General features: G+C 36.8%; 13 protein-coding genes and 1 pseudogene. 3 read left to right on the top strand and 11 right to left on the bottom strand.

What is annotated here, in order from left to right; genetic code table 11:
- Positions 1 to 54 precede the first annotated feature (54 nt).
- Positions 55 to 1,296, bottom strand: coding sequence for a peptidase C1 (locus IPM14_02725; protein MBK9097034.1), 1,242 nt, complete (start codon positions 1,294 to 1,296; stop codon positions 55 to 57).
- 139 nt (positions 1,297 to 1,435) lie between these two features.
- On the opposite strand from IPM14_02725, the gene IPM14_02730 reads away from it, so the two are divergent.
- Complete coding sequence (locus IPM14_02730; GenBank protein ID MBK9097035.1) at positions 1,436 to 3,175, top strand: VCBS repeat-containing protein; 1,740 nt, start codon at positions 1,436 to 1,438, stop codon at positions 3,173 to 3,175.
- Positions 3,176 to 3,248: 73 nt separating this feature from the next.
- Here the strand turns inward: IPM14_02730 and IPM14_02735 are convergent, their stop codons facing one another.
- Positions 3,249 to 4,106: a matrixin family metalloprotease gene (locus tag IPM14_02735; protein ID MBK9097036.1), complete on the bottom strand. Its 858-nt coding sequence runs from the start codon at positions 4,104 to 4,106 to the stop codon at positions 3,249 to 3,251.
- 168 nt (positions 4,107 to 4,274) lie between these two features.
- Positions 4,275 to 5,618 (bottom strand): response regulator SirA, encoded by a 1,344-nt coding sequence (locus tag IPM14_02740; GenBank protein MBK9097037.1) that lies wholly within the window; start codon positions 5,616 to 5,618, stop codon positions 4,275 to 4,277.
- 183 nt (positions 5,619 to 5,801) lie between these two features.
- Here IPM14_02740 and IPM14_02745 point away from each other — a divergent pair, with 183 nt between their 5' ends.
- Complete coding sequence (locus tag IPM14_02745; protein ID MBK9097038.1) at positions 5,802 to 6,230, top strand: OsmC family protein; 429 nt, start codon at positions 5,802 to 5,804, stop codon at positions 6,228 to 6,230.
- Here IPM14_02745 and IPM14_02750 read toward each other — a convergent pair whose 3' ends face one another.
- The 4 genes and pseudogenes from IPM14_02750 to IPM14_02765 form a co-directional block, all read right to left on the bottom strand.
- Positions 6,231 to 6,509, bottom strand: coding sequence for an N-acetyltransferase (locus IPM14_02750; protein MBK9097039.1), 279 nt, complete (start codon positions 6,507 to 6,509; stop codon positions 6,231 to 6,233).
- 251 nt (positions 6,510 to 6,760) lie between these two features.
- Positions 6,761 to 7,533, bottom strand: a pseudogene (locus IPM14_02755) (NRDE family protein).
- A 132-nt stretch (positions 7,534 to 7,665) separates the two neighbouring features.
- Complete coding sequence (locus tag IPM14_02760; protein ID MBK9097040.1) at positions 7,666 to 8,280, bottom strand: HAD family phosphatase; 615 nt, start codon at positions 8,278 to 8,280, stop codon at positions 7,666 to 7,668.
- Between the two features lie 140 nt (positions 8,281 to 8,420).
- Complete coding sequence (locus tag IPM14_02765; protein ID MBK9097041.1) at positions 8,421 to 9,152, bottom strand: hypothetical protein; 732 nt, start codon at positions 9,150 to 9,152, stop codon at positions 8,421 to 8,423.
- Positions 9,153 to 9,280: 128 nt separating this feature from the next.
- On the opposite strand from IPM14_02765, the gene IPM14_02770 reads away from it, so the two are divergent.
- Positions 9,281 to 11,695 (top strand): carboxypeptidase-like regulatory domain-containing protein, encoded by a 2,415-nt coding sequence (locus IPM14_02770; protein ID MBK9097042.1) that lies wholly within the window; start codon positions 9,281 to 9,283, stop codon positions 11,693 to 11,695.
- Between the two features lie 68 nt (positions 11,696 to 11,763).
- On the opposite strand, the gene IPM14_02775 is transcribed toward IPM14_02770, so the two are convergent.
- The 4 genes from IPM14_02775 to radA form a co-directional block, all read right to left on the bottom strand.
- Positions 11,764 to 12,021, bottom strand: coding sequence for an RNA-binding protein (locus IPM14_02775; protein MBK9097043.1), 258 nt, complete (start codon positions 12,019 to 12,021; stop codon positions 11,764 to 11,766).
- A gap of 188 nt (positions 12,022 to 12,209) precedes the next feature.
- Positions 12,210 to 14,582, bottom strand: coding sequence for a SpoIIE family protein phosphatase (locus tag IPM14_02780; protein ID MBK9097044.1), 2,373 nt, complete (start codon positions 14,580 to 14,582; stop codon positions 12,210 to 12,212).
- A gap of 242 nt (positions 14,583 to 14,824) precedes the next feature.
- Positions 14,825 to 17,491: a carbohydrate binding family 9 domain-containing protein gene (locus tag IPM14_02785; GenBank protein ID MBK9097045.1), complete on the bottom strand. Its 2,667-nt coding sequence runs from the start codon at positions 17,489 to 17,491 to the stop codon at positions 14,825 to 14,827.
- Between the two features lie 200 nt (positions 17,492 to 17,691).
- Entirely contained in the window at positions 17,692 to 19,041 is a 1,350-nt protein-coding gene (gene radA, locus IPM14_02790; GenBank protein ID MBK9097046.1) for a DNA repair protein RadA, read from the bottom strand.
- Between the last annotated feature and the right edge of the window lie 42 nt (positions 19,042 to 19,083).

Below are 19,083 nucleotides of genomic sequence, written 5' to 3' on the forward strand. Positions count from 1 at the left end.
TTTAAATATTAATAAAATTTTAAGATGCTGAAACAAGTTCAGCATGACATACTGTTACTCGTTCTGCTCTTTAAACTTTTTCAGAATATTTTCAACCGCATCTTTGTGAACCATAAAATCCATAATCTTCAGCTTAACATAATCTTCGTGATAAAAATAATATCCTTTATCACCAGTGTTTCGCGAACCAGCACCTGAATCTTTAATTAAATACCAATCCTTTCCATCCTTTTCCATATAACCAACAAGATGAATTCCATGATCGTCAGTCGTGGTTTCGTTACTGAAGCGGAACTGTCTCGCGTTCTCATCAATATATTCTGAAGGAATATCGAAAGTTGGAATGACACCGACTTTATGCCACGAATCGTAACCGGCTTCAGATACATCTCCGCCGATTGCCATAGTATAGCCATTTCTTATTGCATTCTTCACAGCGTCCATATAAACATTTAAAGGTACGTTGTAATAGATGTTGCTGTGCCACCAGTTATCCGGCACTTCATATTCAACCTGCTTGTAATATGGCTGCTGCATATATGAAAGAATATCAACATAATCATCAGGGATTATTTTGATGTGATCATTTAAAAATTCTTTTGGTGAATATTTCTTTGCTTCAAAATAAAACTCAGCTGGTGGTTCACCCATGTAGTGATTTAATATTGATTTAATAACCTTGATTGCTTCATCTTCATTCCAGGCGTGAGTTGATTTAATATTTTCAAGGTATGATTTCATTTCCCTGTGCATTGCTGTGTGGTCGTGAAATTTTTGTTCTGGAAGCATTCCTGAGTAAGCTTCTGCCGGAACAACTCCGTACATTTTCCAGATTCTGGGAACTGCATTTGCCTCAGAACCTTCCTCAAATGCCGAGTTTCCTCTTTCTTTAATATATCGTTTCGCTTTCTCAACATACTCCCAGTAAACGGTGTACATTTCTGAAAGTTTTACCTTTTTCTGGTGAAGCCTGTAAACTTCTGATTCAAAAAACGATGTAGTTGAAAAACACCAACAGGTTCCGGTTCTTCCCTGGGAAACAGGATCAGTGTGCCAGAAGCTGGTAAACTCGTCCTTGGATTTTGGCAGATCCATCCCGGTAAAATCAAGTTTAAATTCTTTCTTCTTTTCCTTTTCAGGCACGTTAAAATCATCTAAACTTTTTTCAATTTCATTTTTGTAGAAGCCATCTTTCTCTTCCTGGAAAACTCCTTTGTTTTTTTCTTCTTGTGCTAAAAGTGAGTTCAGCAAAAAGAAAGCTATAAGTATGGTAAGTAGTAATGATGTGGTTTTCATATAAATCCCCGCACTTTTCAATAATATAAAATATTTGTACTGGAAAATTACAGCATTCGTTAGCAAAGGTAAACTATTTTTATTTAGTTTATTTTCATCCGAAAAGCCTTATATTCACTTCAAAATTAAGGAGGTATTGATGAAATCTGTGTTTTTACTTTTTATTCTTTCTGCACTTTGGCTGCAGGTATTCGCTCAGGGAAATTTTGTAGTGAATACAGTTTCACCTCAATCCCAATCATTGAATTTTCTCCCTACGCTTGAGATAACAATTAACTTTTCCAGTGCTGTTGATATTGCTTCTTTCAATGATACTACGTTTAAGGTTTGGGGAAGATGGTCGGGTGTCCACAAAGGAACAATTGTTCCCTTCAATAATAACAACTCAATTCATTTCACACCCGATGAAAACTTTTTCTATGGCGAGCAAGTAACGGTCTCTCTATCAAAAGGAATTAAAGATACTGCTGGTAATTATCTGCAGACTGGATATTCATGGAATTTCTGGACTAGGACGCTTCCCGGTTCAATGGATTTAACAAGAACCTCAATAATAAATGTGCGAGAACCTGGCGAGGGATGGATTCAAACCTATGGAACGTATGCAGGAGATCTTGATAGTGATGGTTGGAGCGACTTTATTGTACCGAATGAAAATGCAAATGACATCAGAGTTTTTATGAATGATCAAAACGGAAGTTATAATGATTTTACTATCTTCAACATTAACGGAGGATCCAGACCAAGTACCAATGAGGGATTCGATTATAACCTCGATGGTAAAATGGATTTTACTGTCGGCAACAGTACAAATAATCTGGTGACAGTTTTTAAAGGAGACGGCACAGGTAGTTTTTCAGATATCCAGAATTACACTGCGGATACAGGTATAAGAGGACTGGTTGTATTAGATGCAGATGGAGACGGTTTTCCAGACATTGTTACAGCAAACAGGGATGCCAGTAATGTTTCTATTATTAAGAATAACACTGACGGAACATTTGCATCAGCAATTAATTTTGAAGGAAATGGAAACGGAGAAACAGCAGCCGCATCTGCTGATGTAAACGGTGATGGTATTATGGATTTATTCCTCGGGGCAATTTATTCAGACGAAGTTATGCTCTGGCTTGGTGATGGAAATGGTGGTTTTATTTTCAAAGATGAAGTAGCCGTTGGTAATGGTCCCTGGATGGTGGTTTCTGGCGATGTGAATAATGATGGAATACCAGATGTTGTTTGTGCCAACTCAAGCGGTTCAAGTTTTTCGGTTGTGCTGTGTGATAGTGCAGGAAATCTTTCTTCTCCAACAAATTATTCTGTTGGAAATTTTCCATTGTCAGTTGATCTTGGCGATGTAGATGGCGATCTCGATCTGGATATTGTTACGAGTAATTTTACCGGCGGTAATTTTACTCTATATGAAAACGATGGAAACGGAATTTTCATCAACCGGAATGATCTTCCATCAAACCAGGCAGGAAGCTGTGCAGTTTTTCACGACAGAGATAATGACGGTGATATGGATATGACAGGCGTTGATGAACTACAGGATTTACTTATCCTTTTTACAAATGGTTCTTTGACAAATGTAAAGAATGAAGATTATATACCAGATGAAATTGTCCTTTATCAAAATTATCCCAATCCGTTTAATCCGGAAACCAGTCTGCAGTATGCAGTCGGCAGTAGGCAATATGTTACGTTAAAAGTCTATGACATTTTAGGAAATGAAATTGCAACATTAGTAAATGAAGAAAAGGCCCCTGGAACATACGAAATGAACTTTAATGGAGGTGGATTATCAAGCGGAATGTATTTTTATACTTTGAGAACTGGAGCTTTTTCCGAAACGAAAAAGATGATCCTGCAAAAATAAGAATAAGAAAAGGTTTCTGATTAAGGGTAAGAAAGTTCCACCTTACTCTTTCTCATACTCTTTATCTTGTAAATCACTTCCGAACATATTTTTCGTCGTTACCTAGATCAATTGCATCTTTTATTGCCTGCTTATCGCCTATGGAAAGTTCGTCATAAGTTTTTTTTGATGTGTGATCGGAACTGATAAATGGATACATAATATCTTTTTCATTCTCAGAATGACCAAGTCCGAATACGTGACCAAGTTCGTGAATAATCGTTGCTTTTATTTCACCCGCGCTAACTTTTTCATCACCAAACTTTATCAGGCTGATCTGAACTGTTGATTGTTCGATTTCATTTTTGCTGTTTACATCGTAGTCAGTCAAACCAAGATAATTTTCCTCATACCTCTTTCCGAGATTTTCAACAAACTTAAACTGAATATCTGCATCCCTGCTGTTATTGGTGAAAGTGTACTGAATCCTCTTGTCAGTTTTTTGCCAGAGTTTAAAAGCATAATAAACATAATCCTTATAATCGGAATGATAATACAGTGAAGAAGATTCTTTAACATAAACTTTCAGTGGATAATCATCCATATCCCAGTGTTTGCCATCCCAGAGTGAATTCCCGGATTTATCAATACGGAAATAATTTTCTGAACTTTTTGTTTTAGATACAAATCTGTCAACTGAATATTTCTTGTTGTTCCGTTGTGAATTGTTAATCTTCTTTTCTTTTCTGTTTATAGAAAAATCTTTTCTTTTATTGTTCGTTATTGTTGAAGGTTTACTGATTGTTGCATCTTGTGACCGGTAAATATTAAAAATTTTCTTGTTGACCGAAGATTGCGGTTTGTTGTTTTTGGATTGTTGTGGGTGGTTTGCTGCAGCGGCAACTAAAAGAATGAATATTAAGATTAAGATGGAACTGATTTTCGTCTTCATTTTATAGGTTCTATTTGCTATAGATTGATGTTTTCTCGCAATAACTATTCCCATCGAAAAAATTTAAAAGGTTCCTTAGATGCTTAAAAATCAAGGGATTTTTGCCATCATTAAAGCCTGATTGTTCAGGATTGGAGACCGACTGTATCTATTTTGAAACAATTATTATTAATGTACTATACTGCTTCCTCCTATAAACTCTCTCAATACAGAATCATGCGGAACAGAAGAATCATCTGCAACCGGAGTAATGTGCTTTAATAATTCAGCCAATCGTGAAGCTCTTTCATAAGAATCTGTTTTCAGCGGATCATCTTTATACTTTTTCTCCCATTCGATAAAATCCTTTCCGAGTTTTTGCGAATAAAAACAAAGTTCGTACGGCATTGCACTGCTGATGATAAAATCTGCCGTATTGCTGTACGGAATAATATTTCTCATTTCACTGGAACGAACGTAATGCCAGTGTTCGAGCGTCTGTGTCGGATTGTATGCACGGTGTGCAAAATCGCGAAGCATTCTTCTTATTAATCTGATATCTGTCCATCGAATATATTTGTTGTCCGGACCTTTCATCTGCAAAAGCGGTTCAAGATACAATTTGAATTTTACTTCAGAAGAAATGTCTTTGCTGAAATCAGGATAAAGTCCGTGTAGACTATCAATTAATAGCAACTCATCTTTTTCAAGTTTCATAGGAGTAACATCGAGAGTCCGGGTCCCGGTTTTGAAATCATAACTTGGAATCAGAACCTTTTCTCCCTGGCTCAGTTTGACAAGGTGCTCATTTATCAATGGAAGATCTAGAGCCTGAGGAGTTTCAAAATCATAATCGCCGAACTCATCTTTTGGATGGAACTCAAGATCGAAAAAGTAATGATCGACTATAAGTGCTTTAAACTTAAATCCTTTTTTAATAAGCTTCTGCTCCAATTTCATTGTTGTGCTGGTCTTTCCGGAAGAAGACGGACCGCTTATCATAACCATCCGTAGATCTTTCAGCCGTTCGATAATTAATTTAGCAGCAAGCTCAACATCATCTTCATACAAAGTTTCCGACTCGTGTACGATCTGTGCAAATTCACCATTTATAACCCGTTCGTTCAATAAATCGACAGTATTAAGTTTATGTTCAACTGCCCAATCCAGATTACGCCAGACTTTTGCCCAGGGAATATTTTCATTCAGCTTTGAATTTATTCTTCCTTCTTCATCTCTTCGTCGTGCAGCTTCTTCCCTGTAAAGAATAAATTCTTTTGCAACTTTAGCGTGTCCGTTTTCAATTAAAACCTTTTCAACAATATCCTGTATGTCCTCGATATGCGGATAAGTTTTTTCATTAAACTTTTCATTTAATATTTTAACTACCTCTTCGGCAAGTTCTTCGGCTTTTTCTTTATCTCTTCCGCCCACAGCAACTGCAGCCCGGTAAATAGCGTTGATAACACGTTCATGTTTGAACGGAACTATCGCGCCGCTTCTTTTAATTACGTGTGTAATTTTATTCTGCATTTTGATTCTCCGGAGGAAATTCTGCTCATCTTTTAAAAAATTCTCTACCAATTTATGCAATTAAAAAGATTTTGTTAAAAAACTGTTATTTATTTGAATAATATGAACGATTTTTTGAGCAATAATGTTAATTTAGCACATTCAAATTCTATTATCTTATCAAACAAAAACAAAGGAGAAAATATGCCAATTAGAAGAGCAAACGCCGAATGGAAAGGCGATTTAAAAGGTGGAAAAGGGGCAATAAGTACTGAAACCAAAGTGTTAAATAGCACCTCTTATGATTTCAGTTCACGTTTCGAAACTGGTTCAACTACAAATCCTGAAGAGTTGATTGGTGCTGCTCACTCAGGCTGTTTTTCAATGGCTCTTGCAAATGGTTTATCGAAGGACGGATTTAAAGTTAATTCGATTAAAACCGATGCAAAAGTTCATCTTGAAAAAACCGATGCTGGTTTCACGATCACAAAAATTGAACTTGATACTGTAGGTGATGTTGAAGGAATCGATAATGAAAAATTTGTTAATTATGCTGAGCAGGCAAAAGCAGGCTGCCCGGTATCAAGAGCTTTAACCGGTCCGATGATAATTCTTCACGCAAAGTTGAAGTAATTAGTCACTGACCAGACTTTTATACTCATCATTCTTTGCGAGGAATGCCTGAGTATAAGAGCACGTTGGAATAACTTTCAAATTATTTTCTTTTACAAATTCCAAAGCGGCTTTGACAACCAGAGCCGCTAAACCTTTCCCGCGCAAAGCTGGATGGGTGTAAGTGTGATACAAATTCATTTCGTTATTTCTCATCGTATACTCAACATATACTTCATTTCCTTCAGTATAAATAACAAAGCGTTCATTTTCTTTTTCGTGAATTACTTTCTGTTCCATATTATACACGCTCCCTTATAAAATAATATTAAAAATGTCTTCTGAATAACAATGATGTTCAAGTGTTTATATAAAGGTCTCGACCTCATCCCAACCCTTCCCCTGAAAGGGGAAGGGCTTATTGAAAATTATGACCTAATAAAAATATTCTGTCAGTGCTTTAGCATTTATTGATTTATTGACAATAATTCTCTCTCCTTTCCGGAGAGAGATAAGAGTGAGGTCCTTTTATTTTGGACAAATGTGATTGCTCAAATATTTTTATTGATAATGAAATTAAAATCTCTGTTTGAATATCTGCCTGTATTTGCAAAGTAAGTCTTCTCAACGAAACGAACTTTATTATCTATATCCACAGTGACGATGGTTGAAGATCTCGTCCCATATTTTTCTGATTTAATAAAGATGGGTGAAAGCATCCTCTCCAGTTCGAGTCCTACACCGGTATCCGGAAGTTCTTCATCTTTTGCGAGCGAGGTGTCATCAAGCAGATTCAGCACTTCCCACGGATGAATATTGCGTTGTTCAATTAAATGCTTAAGATTTCGTTTGCTCTTTTCAACTTTTGGCCAGGGAGTATCGAGAATTGCATTGCTAATTCCGTGAACTCCTGATTCAAGTTTTTCAAACCACCTGTTTTGTTTGAAAAGTAGCAAAGCTCATCAACAGTACCGATGATCAGATTAAAGCCGTTAAATTGATTTAAAGTTTCCTTCAAACTGTTATAGTCATCCAATGGTGAGATATCACTAACTAGAAAATCAAGTGTAAGATTACCCCGCGACGGTGCATCGTTCCGATGATTTGTCAAATCTCTGTAGTTAGTAATAGCAGCAAATCTGCCTTGCCGAGTTATTCCCATCCATGTCCCGCCAGCCTGTAAATCCTTTCCGGCAAGAAGGTCAGGATGTTCAGTCCAAAACTCAGCCTGCTCGCTTGGACGTTCATAAAATTCATCACGGTTAGCAGCAAAAATCAGCTTGTATTTAGAATGAACGTTATTTGCGAAAACTATCAGGCACATGTGGTTATTAGTTTATTAGTTATTGGTTTTAGTTTTTTAGTCTTTTGTTATTGGAATCCTATTGTTTAGCGTTAACCACAAAACTATAACCAGAGACTGATTAACTATGACTAAAAACTAACCAACAAAAAACTAAAATATGTCTCTGTTCTTAAGATCGATTATTAGCCGGTCATAATCAACAAACTGAACTGCATCCCAGCCAATCTTCTTTGCAGCATCGACATATTCCGGAATGTCATCAATATAAAAATGCTCTTTAGATGAAAAACCGGATGCCGCCTCAACTGCACGGTAGATTTCTTCTTCTGGTTTTAGTGATTTTACCTCGTGAGATAAAATCAGCTCATCAAAATATTTCAGGAATTCATATTTCTGCCAGCCGTACTTCTGATGAATTGAGTTTGTATTTGAAAGCAGAAATAATTTGTAATCATTTTTAAGTACCGGCAATAAAGCAACGACATCCTCATTAACGGAAAAAATCTCTGAATAAATTTTGCAAAAAGTTTCCCGGTCAAGTTTATGATTAACAATTGCCAGCATTTTATTTATGAATTCAGATTCGGTTATCATCCCTTTTTCAAATTCCCGATGCAAGTGATAATTGGAATTATAATACTCAATGAATCTGCTGCCGAGATTTTGCTCAATCTGGTTTAATCTTTTTACAGCAATGGTATAATCGAAAGGTATAAGAACCATTCCGAGGTCAAAGACAATAGCAGAGTATTTTTTTACTTTCATCGAGTTAACTTTTTTCAAATGTCATTCCTGTGAAAACAGGAATCCATTTCAGTAAAAGTAGAAAAATTGGATTCCCACTTTCGTGGGAATGACTGCTCGTGGGTAAAAAGTATTTTAACATAGATAAAGGCTGAAGAAATCTATGGCAGCTCAAAAACGCTATCATCCAAACCAGTATTAATTTCGATGCTGTTGACAGTCAGTTCAATTTCCTGCAAGCCAAAATATTGTGTTATGGTGAATGGAAATTTTAAGCCTTTAACTTCACGGTAATCGGAGAAGTAAGTTTCCTGTTCGAATAATCCCTGTTTGGTTTGAATTTCCTTTGTCTCTTTGAACTTCAGATCATTCTGCATGCTGTAATATTGAAACCATCTGATTCCTGACGGCAAGGTTAACTTGATCGCATAACAATCTACACTGTCAATACATTCAATTCCTAAGTATTCAGCTTTCACACCAAAACTATCCGGACTTAGCAGAAGATGCATTGTTGCATCCATCATAAGACGTTCAAGTTCTTTTTTTTCAATCTCGGTTTTTTCTGTACCGATTATCATTGATCCTTTTCCGTTACTGTAATAAAGAAGCTGCCTTACTTCCCCGGCTTTCAGCTCTTGAAATAATTTATCGGGATATTTCTGCATCACAACTATTTCAATCGGCTGACTCATAGCTGTTCCTGTCATAACCGTTGTTCTGTCCATTACGCTTTTAAACTTATCAATTCCGCCGATAGCGTAGATATATTTATTTATAACTCCCTGTGCGGTTATGTTTACCGGGTCAGTCTCGGTTGTGGTTTGTTCTTGTGAGAACAATACTATCGAATTAAAAAAGAGCAGTGTTGCTATTAAAGTTCTGTATTTCATATTCTAACAAATTTATTATTTACTTTAAAAAGATAAATGATTATCCAAACAATTATAACACTAAAATTTCGCTTAATACTAAAACAACTTTTCTTTAGTTTTGAAAAACGATAACAATCTTTTTCTGTATGAACATTAAATACCTTATCATTTTCTTTTTACTGATCCAGGCCAGCATTTTTGCACAGACATTTATAATATCAGGTAAAATAACAGACAGTCAAACCAATGAATCACTACCATATTCCAATGTTCGTGTGCTGAACACAACACTAGGTACAGCTGCAAACCTGAAGGGCGATTATGAAATAAAACTCTCGGCAGGAAATTATCTTTTAGTGGCTTCGTACATTGGCTATTATTCTGACACTATAGAAGTTAATCTTAATAAGAATATTAGTGATGTGGACTTCTTTCTGAAGAAAACAGAAATAATCCTACCGGATATTGTAATTCTTCCCGGAGAAAATCCAGCGCTTGAAATAATCCGCAAAGCAATAGAGAAGAAGAATGAACGGAATGCAAAACTTAATACTTATGAATTCGAAGCTTACACTAAAGGACTAATCAGAACCACAGATGAGATAAGTGCAAGAGGAAGAACTGTTTCTGCGGGAGTTGGAACGGAATCGGATTCCGCTGAACTTAAAATCACAGGTATACTTGAAAACCAGAGCAAAGGATATTTTAAAAAACCGGATCAGTTTAAAGAGACGATAATAGCAAGAAAACAAAGTGCTAACTTTCCGCCGACAATAAACATACTTACGGGTGGCAGACTAATTCAAAATTTTTATGAAGATGATATAAGATTTTTTGGCGGAAGATTACCCGGACCAATTGCTGATGATGCACTTGATTATTATTACTATTATATCGATGGGATGGTGATGAAGAACGACCGGAAAGTTTATAAGCTCTTTTTCAGAGTTGAAAATCCAGACGATCCGGGATTCCAGGGAAGCATTTTTATTAATGACAGTACTTACGAACTTATCCAGGTTGAGCTTGAACTAAATAGATCAGCAAATGTCGGAGGAATATTTGATACGATAAGCATCTTCCAGCAATTCACGAGTTACGACGATATTTATATGCCGGTTGATTACAGGCTTTTTGCGAAAGGAAATGTTCTCGGTCTGGTTGATTTTGGTTTTGAGCTGAATACAATTCTCTACGACTACAAAATCAATCCTGAACTGAGCGATGATACTTTTAACAAAGCTATTGTTACAGTACTTCCTGATGCTGATAAAAAAGATTCGCTATACTGGACAACGACTCAAACAATACCCAACACTAACGAAGAAACCACAGCTTATGAAAGAATTGATAGTTTACAAAAGCTGCCCTTTTCTTTCTGGGATCAGTTTTCGTGGGTAAGTACGCGAACATATTTTTCGGAAAACTTTTCAATTAACGGAACTCTCAACTTCTGGAGATTTAACAGGGTAGAAGGCTTCACTCCCAGACTCGGATTTTATTTCGAAGATTATTTTGATCAGAGGTTAAATTCTGATCTTGATTTTGCGTACGGGTTTTCGGATAAAAGATTTAAAACAGATTTCTCGTTTGAATATCTCCTCGGCGATTACAGGACAACTTCACTTAATCTTAATGCATATAACACAATTAAAATTCTTTTCGGCTCTTCTGATGAGTACGCTGATTTGACAGCTTCTCTTTTAGCGTTGTTAAACAAAGAAGAATTCAGGGATTATTACTATTCTGCAGGATTTGATTTCAAAATTGAAAGTGAAGTTTTCCCAGTGCTTGCCTTGAGTGCAGGATTTCTCAACAGAAAAGATAAAAGTGCACAGAACAACACCGACTTTTCATTCTTCAAAAAAGATAAGCAGTATCCGGTTAATCCGAATATTTATGAAGCAACAATAAATGCATTAACTGCCGGTTTCAAACTTGATTTCAGAAATTACATTGAAGATGGTTATTTCCGGAGAAGAGTTTCCTCAGGAAGTTATTATTCAACTTTTGAAGGCGATGTAACTCATTCAAATAATGACTGGTTAAGCAGCGATCTTAATTTTACAACTTACAAGCTGTACATAAATAACTATATACCGACTTTCCGTTCTTCATTCATTAACCTTGATCTTTTCGGAATGTATAATGTCGGTGCTCTTACGTACCAGGATATGTACGCTTTGCCGGGCAACATAAATCTGCTCTCAAAATCATTTACATTCAGGACTCTGAAAGTGAATGAAATATTCGGAGAAAGAGTCGCGACAATGAATCTTGAATACAACTTTCGTGATGAATTATTCAAACTGTTGAAAGTACCGGGATTTAAGGATTGGGAAATAACTCTTAATGTTTTCTTCAACTCAGCAATTACAGAAATCGTAGATGAGTCTGCAGCCCTTCTTCCTGTTGAAATAAAAACATTTGATAAGCCATTTTATGAAATTGGTTTTGGTTTGGGGCAGGGAATTATTCCATTCCAGCTTGAGTTTGCCTGGAAGCTAAATTACCGGGGAAACAATAATTTTGTGATTAGTTTGAATACGTTTGCGTTTTGATTTAAAATAAAAAAGCGCCCGAAAGATGAGCGCTTCAATAAACAAATTAAGCCGTAAAGGTTTTATTCCTATTCTTTTTCCTTTGGTTTTGCTTCGTTCACAACAATGTTCCTGCCGTTAAGCTCAGAACCATTAAGTGCTTCGATAGCTGCTTTGGCTTCGGAATCATTTTCCATTTCCACGAAACCAAAACCTTTCGAACGTCCGGACCGGCGATCTGTTACAACTGTGGCAGACACAACTTTACCGTATGGAGCGAAAGCTTGTTTTAAACTTTCGTCGTTGACTGCCCATGGGAGACTTCCCACAAAAAGTTTTTTGCTCACAAGAGACCTCAATTAATAATTAAATAACAATATGGCAAAAGCCACACATAAAAATATAAAAACTCCTGAATATCACAATAGCGGTTGGAATTGATAATAAAGCATCTAAAAATATTTACTTAACACTAACAAAAGTTAGAAAACACAAAGGAATATTCTTCAAAATTCGCCGGATTAAAAGGTTTTAGCTAATTCTTCCGAATGACAACGAATGTAATATCATCCTCCTGTTTTGCATTTCCTTTCCAGCGCTCGACTTCTGCTAACAGATGTTTTATTACATTATCAGCAGATGAATGTTCGATTGAAGCGAATATTTCTCTTGCAATGTGATAATCAAGAATTTCTTTTTTCTCATTGAACAATTCCGGAAAGCCATCTGACATAAGAAGTAATGTATCTCCTGAAGAGAGAGTTGTTTCTTTTTTAGGATAAGTGAAATCTGCCGGACCACCAAGCGGTATCGCCTGAAGTTTTACTTCTTCAACCTGATTGTTTTTAATTCTGTGAATAAGTGCCGGCGGCATTCCCGCTGACGAGATAGTAACTTTTTCGTTTTCAATCTTTGCAACGAGCATTGCCATATAAATATTACCGAGACGCATATCTCTGATAATTGAATTGCTCTTATTCAAAAAGGTTACAACATCTGTCTGCGAATTTTCAGCGGTGAACAAACCTTTGATAGTTGCGACCATAGTTCCTGCTTTCATTCCGTGACCTGTTGCATCACCGACTGCAACAATAAGTCTTCCATTATTATCATACTTGAAATCATAATAATCACCGCCAACCTCTGAAGCAGTTTTCATATAAACGGCAATTTCAAATCCCGGAACTTCAGGAACATTATTTGGCAGCATAGATAACTGAAGTTTCCGTGCTTCTTCAAGCTCTTTAGTTTTTCTTTGGTTATCAGCCTCAAGAAGTTTTCTTGCGAACTCTTCTTCTTTTGCTCTTCTTTCCTGCTCGATAGTTTTCTGTGAAAGATCTTTTACCTGAACTAATTGTTTTTCAAGATTCAGGTGAGTATCTGCCATTCTCTTTGCAAGATTGATTGAGACAGTAATGGCAAGAAAAACCAATCCATAAACATAAACCAGATAAATTCCGAAAAGCGGTTGAGTAATTACATCTGTAAGTATTAGTACCTGGTATCCGATTAATAAGATTGCCACAATAAAACCAACACCGATAAGCCAGCCCCAACTCCATTCTTGCTTATTTTTAATTGAACGGATTACAGATCTGACAATCTCAGCAGTGATAATGCCGGCAAAAATAAAAAAAGCTATATCAGCAGCTTCGACTATCCAGAGAGGGAAGAAGATTGTATGGATTACAAAGAGTGCGGTGGCAATTATAAAGAAAATGTAATATTTAGGCATTCTACCATACGAACTTGTATAAACAGTAAGTAACCCAAAAAGCAATGAAAGCTGAACCGCAACAGAATTTATTGTTAGTAAGATTATACTCGATAAGATGGAATTGTTAAAATTATTCTGAACTGATGTATAAATGACTGCAGCAAAAGATAACATCGAGATCGAATAAAATAAATTCTCTTTAACTTTCGGGTAGAATACAAATAACAGCAAATGCATTATTGCAAAAGCAAGAATGAATGCACCAAAAGCCATCTGACTTACAGTGAGCTCTCTTACTGCATTTATTCTGTTGTAAGAAAAAACTTCCATATCTCCCAGCATAGCCGTAAAGCCAACCTCGATATTTCTATTTGCTAATTTTTCAGCAGAGTGGTTAGAATATCTTACAGCGAGAACCTGTGTTTCCTTTTTATCGAATAAAATATGCCGCGGATTTCTATCAAGAAATATTTCTTCATTTTGCTTTGAAGTGCCGACCACTCCGTATTTATAAAGAAGTCTTCCGTTTAAATAAACTTCTGCTGCACCCGTGCAGTAAAAGTTAAATCCAAACACGATATTCCACAAAGATGAATCAACCTGAATTTCATTTCTGAACCAGATATTCCCTGTCCAGTCAAGTTTATCAAAATCTTCTTTGCTTAACTGGGGATTTATATTTTTCCAGTCACTGTCATCATAATCAGGATCAGCCCAGGCTGTGTCATCACCGATTTTATATTTCCATCCTTCAAACAGTTCGACAAAGCCGCCTTTATTTAATATACGTTCTTTGGTTAGAATTATTTTTTGTTGAACCTGATCCCGCCATTTTGTGAATCTGAACTTTAGTGTTGTATCATTATTAACGAAATGAGAAAAATTTGGAAATTCCATTCCGTTTGAGTCAACTGCTTCGGTACTCCAGTCACCTCTTGTGAATTTGAAAAACAGTGTGTCACCGGATTTTGCAGATAATTCATAAACCCATTTATTCTCACCCTCACGTTTCATCTTCTGATGCCTTGTCCAATAGCCCAAATCACTTCTTCCGCCAACAATATAAACATCAGCATTATCAGGAAGAGAATCAGATTCAGCGATGATAAGAATTTTTCTATCCTGTGCGAAGAGCAGCATGGGCAGCAGAAGAAACAGCAGAAGGTATGTTCTATTTAGTGAGAATCTCATTAATGTGTATAGTATTCAAATAATCCGAACAAAAATATAGATAAATGATTTCTGAAAAGTAAGCTTAGTGTGATATAAATCAGAGCTGATGAGCTCATTGGAGGAAAAATTTCTTAATGAATTTGAAAAAAGTCGAACTTGAAAATGTAACAGATAGATTTGGCATCTGATTAAAAAGAAAAATAAAATTCCCGGCTAAATCATTTGTTCACCGGGGAAATTTTTAATGCAGTTAAAATTATTTACAACCAGTATGTAATCTTGATCATAAAAATGTTATCGGGTTTTACGCTCATCAGATTATCAAATGAATTTCCAAACTCAAATTCTCCTGTTGGTGTTACATCTTCTCTGCTTTGTGTCCACACAAGATAAAGTGTTGAGCCGGCCATATATTCCCATCTGAGAACAGCATTTCCTCTGAGAGAAATATAATTGAAATTCGGGTTGCCGATAGTTTTTGGTTCCGCCGGTCCTTCTCCGTCAGGATCAAGTGTGTATGAAGTAACATCACCGTTTGAATTGGTGCCTTGCTCGATAGTTGATCCATTCTCACCATAGATTGTATAATCATATGAGCTTGGCTGTTCGAGGAATTTAAAATCGTTGTAATTTCCTGAAGCAATTAGCGGTTGAATATAAACCTGGAAACTCAGTTTTGGACTCATTATCCAGTCTGCACGGATGTTTGCTGAAAAAGTTGTCTGATCAAGGTGAGCAAAAACATAGCGTTTACCATAAGTATCAGTAGCAACCGCATCTGTAAAATTACGAATCCACTGGGTCTCGATAATATCCTTGTAATATTCAGGTCCGAATGAAACAGTTAATGTTGGGAGAACTTTAAATTCCAGATTAGTATAAATACCACGAGAAGTTCCATCTTCACCCGTATTATAATTTCCACCAACCTGTAACACCCACCAAACTCTGTTATCAGTACCTGCATCAAAGTTTATCGAATGTCTCTCGGGATTCACAGTTAAAGGTCCTCCCCGTGTTCTTCTTGAATTCAATGTTGAAGGATTGTATAAGTAAGACACACTGGCTGTATAATAATCGCGTGAAGCATAATAAGCTCCTGCTCTGTAACCCTGCGCGACTTTGTTCCAACCAAAATCATAACTGACAAAAGTAGATGCATTGAAACCGAAATACTGATAAAATTCTGTTGGAACATTCCAGATATAGCTTGTATGAAAATGAGCGTTCATGTAATCGCTGTATGAACCAAAGCCAAGATCATTCAGTTCGAACTTTGGGCTTAAAAAACCTACTGCTGTATTGAATGTCCATCTTCCGCGGTTCTTATTGAGCATGAATCTTCCGCCGTATCCGGTCATGGAAGTTGCCGAGCTGTCAACCGAAACGTGTGTAGCATCTGGTCTCTGAAAATAATGAGTTGGACTCGTCTGAAGAGCCAGTAGTCTTTCAGTTGTACCTGCAATGCTTGAAAGTGCAGCCCAGCCCGTTAAAACATAAGTATTATCTGAATCTAAAAATGTCCAGCCATCGCCACCAACTACAAAAGCATTTTTGTTTATCTGATCTCGAAGTGTCGGATCGTCAAAAAATCGATTAGTTAATGTTGAAAGGATTCCAAAACCCTGCTCTCCGTTATTAAAATCTCTCTGCAGCCGAAGTACTCCATAGTAAGTTAACGGCTCTACTTCAACGCTCGAATTCATTCCATCAACACTTATATCTGCAAATTCTTTTTTGGTTAATGATTGGATTGTCCCAAGCTTCCATCCATCATAAACCTGTCCCGAGATTTTTGCTGCACCAAGAATGTGCGTTCCATTTGGAACATCTGCATAATCATAAGGTGGAAGCCCTCCTTGTGGTGCTCTTCCGATTCTTCTGCTGTAAAAAATATTTGTTGTTGGCCAATTGAAAGAAACAGTATTGTTTGTTCCACCGTAACCAAATCTGTAAATGCTAGCACCTTCTGTAAAGAATGGTCTTTTTTCCTGGAATGTATATTCAACATCTGTGAGGTTTACTATTGCTGGATCGACTTCAACCTGTCCAAAATCAGGATTGATTGTTCCATTAAGTGTGAGGCTGTTGCCAAGACCTGCTCTCACATCAAGACCCAATCCGGGTGAATATTCACTCCCGGAATTAAAAGGATCGCCGGGTGCAGTTTTAATGTATTCTGCTTTGCCGACAACATAAGGTAAATATTCAATACGAGCCGGAGGAGTTATTCCTTCAATACCAACTAAATCAGGGAATCTTGAAGTAAAGCCGCTTTCATTTCTTGGAGTATAAACCAGCATATCGGTTTCAAATCTTCTGCTGATGAATCGTTCAACGTTTATTCCCCAAACCTGATTATCGCCTTCCTGAAATCGTAATTGTGAGTATGGAATTTTCATCTCTGCAGACCAGCCATCATCGTTCAAGCTTGCACTTCCTTCCCAAACGGCATCCCAGGAAATGTCATTCGGCTGTTTCACATCATTCTCTATCAAACCATCGGCAAGTGTTCCCGCAGCTGAAACATAAAAGAAATATCCGCTTCTTTTATCGCGGTAAGAATCAAGATAAAGAACACATCCATCCGAAGGATCACCCCAGATAAAATCACGCCGGACTAATCTTGCTAGAATTGAATCTGGTCGACTATCAAAAAATTTTCCCGCGAAATACAATGCCTCGTCGTCGAACGCGAGCCAGTACTCAGTGTGTTGAGAAGGTTTTGTTCCCTGGTCAGGATCTTGTTGGATTAGATTTGTAAAACCAGGTCTTTGCCAGATTTTTTCATCAAGCTTGCCGTCAATTACTATTTGCTCTTCAGCTCTGACTGCATTGATTTTAAGATTTGAGTTTTGCTCAACGGTTGGAAATAACTGATATGCCTGAATTAAAATAAATAAAAGTGTAGTAAATAAATTCTTCATACTTTAAAACCTCCGGAAAAATTTCTACCGAATTATAGTTCGTATACTGACATTCAGGTATCTTATTTTATTTGTCGGCAAAACCTGCTGATAGAAGGGCAAAAAAAAATTTTGAAGTTGAACCGGATTTGTACCAGATTCAGGACTATAGTGTCAAACAGAATCTATTAGGAAGATATTTTGATGAGAAACAACTATCTTTATTTGAGAATTGAATCTATCGCTTGATGTAGGTTTTCAACAGACTGAATTTTTATCTTTTCGGAATATTTAACTCCCTTTAAATTTCCTGCTGGAATGAGTGCGGTTTTGAATCCAAGCTTTTCAGCTTCCTGGATTCGTTTGTCGATGTGTCCAACGCTTCTTATCTCACCACCCAATCCAACTTCGCCGATAATTATTGTTTGGTTATCAATCACTTTATCTGACAAGCTTGATGCAATAGCTGCGCATACAGCAAGGTCGGCGGCTGGCTCGGTAATTCTGATTCCTCCGGCAATATTCACAAAGACATTTGTAGCAGACACACGAACATTTGCTCTCTTCTCAAGCACCGCAAGAAGTATTGATAACCTTCGCTGATCAAAACCGTTACTTACTCTTTGCGGGTAACCGTAGTTTGAAGGTGTAACAAGTGCTTGAACTTCAAGTAATATAGGTCTGGTTCCTTCAATGCTTGACGTAACAACAGAACCGGGTGTTTGTTTTTCTCTTTCACTTAGGAATAATTCGCTTGGATTTTTTACTTCTCTCAAACCATCTTCATGCATTTCAAAAACACCAATTTCGTTTGTGCTTCCAAACCGATTTTTTTGTGCACGAAGTATCCGGAAAGAATAATTTGATTCGCCTTCAAACTGAATTACTGTATCAACCATATGTTCCAGCAATTTTGGTCCGGCTATCATTCCTTCTTTTGTAACGTGACCAATTATAATAACACTGTAATGCTTTTTCTTAGCTTCTTCCATCAGCAATGCTGTGCATTCTCTTATCTGTGTAATAGTCCCGGGAGAATTATCGAGCTCACTTCTGTACATTGTTTGAATAGAATCGATAACCACAACAGAAGGAGAGAGTTGATTGATAGCTCCGATAATATCTGAAAGATTTGTTTCTGCCTGAACAAAAAAATCCGAAGAAGTGATTTTAAGTCTGCTGGCTCTCAGCTTAATCTGTTTTTCTGATTCTTCTCCTGTTGCATAAAGGACTTTTTGTCCTATGTTTGCAGTTGCCTGCATTGCGAGTGTTGATTTACCAATTCCCGGATCTCCGCCAAGAAGAACAACAGAACCGGGCATTAAACCTCCGCCAAGAACACGATCAAATTCGTTTATGCCTGTTTTGATTCTGTCTTCTTCATTTGCTGATATTGAATCGATTGTATTTACTTCATATTTTGATTTGGAGATTACAGGTTTGCGCTTTGAGGTTTCGATTACTTCTTCTGTAAATGAATTCCAGCTTTCACATTCAGGACATTTCCCAAGCCACCTGAGTGATTCGTAGCCGCAGTGCGAGCAAATATATTTAATTCTTGTTTTAGACATTTTTCAAAGTCAAAAGTAAAAAGTCAAAAATCAAAATATTTT

Source organism: bacterium (genome assembly GCA_016716565.1).
In the GTDB taxonomy this organism is placed as follows: Bacteria; Bacteroidota; Ignavibacteria; order Ignavibacteriales; family Ignavibacteriaceae; genus IGN2.

Bases quoted from the DNA above. Each gene is read 5' to 3' on its own strand.
- IPM14_02725 (MBK9097034.1), bottom strand. From the start codon at position 1,296: ATGAAAACCACATCATTACTACTTACCATACTTATAGCTTTCTTTTTG.
- IPM14_02730 (MBK9097035.1), top strand. From the start codon at position 1,436: ATGAAATCTGTGTTTTTACTTTTTATTCTTTCTGCACTTTGGCTGCAG.
- IPM14_02740 (MBK9097037.1), bottom strand. From the start codon at position 5,618: ATGCAGAATAAAATTACACACGTAATTAAAAGAAGCGGCGCGATAGTT.
- IPM14_02765 (MBK9097041.1), bottom strand. From the start codon at position 9,152: ATGAAATACAGAACTTTAATAGCAACACTGCTCTTTTTTAATTCGATA.
- IPM14_02750 (MBK9097039.1), bottom strand. From the start codon at position 6,509: ATGGAACAGAAAGTAATTCACGAAAAAGAAAATGAACGCTTTGTTATT.
- IPM14_02770 (MBK9097042.1), top strand. From the start codon at position 9,281: ATGAACATTAAATACCTTATCATTTTCTTTTTACTGATCCAGGCCAGC.
- IPM14_02735 (MBK9097036.1), bottom strand. From the start codon at position 4,106: ATGAAGACGAAAATCAGTTCCATCTTAATCTTAATATTCATTCTTTTA.
- radA (MBK9097046.1), bottom strand. From the start codon at position 19,041: ATGTCTAAAACAAGAATTAAATATATTTGCTCGCACTGCGGCTACGAA.
- IPM14_02760 (MBK9097040.1), bottom strand. From the start codon at position 8,280: ATGAAAGTAAAAAAATACTCTGCTATTGTCTTTGACCTCGGAATGGTT.
- IPM14_02785 (MBK9097045.1), bottom strand. From the start codon at position 17,491: ATGAAGAATTTATTTACTACACTTTTATTTATTTTAATTCAGGCATAT.
- IPM14_02780 (MBK9097044.1), bottom strand. From the start codon at position 14,582: ATGAGATTCTCACTAAATAGAACATACCTTCTGCTGTTTCTTCTGCTG.
- IPM14_02745 (MBK9097038.1), top strand. From the start codon at position 5,802: ATGCCAATTAGAAGAGCAAACGCCGAATGGAAAGGCGATTTAAAAGGT.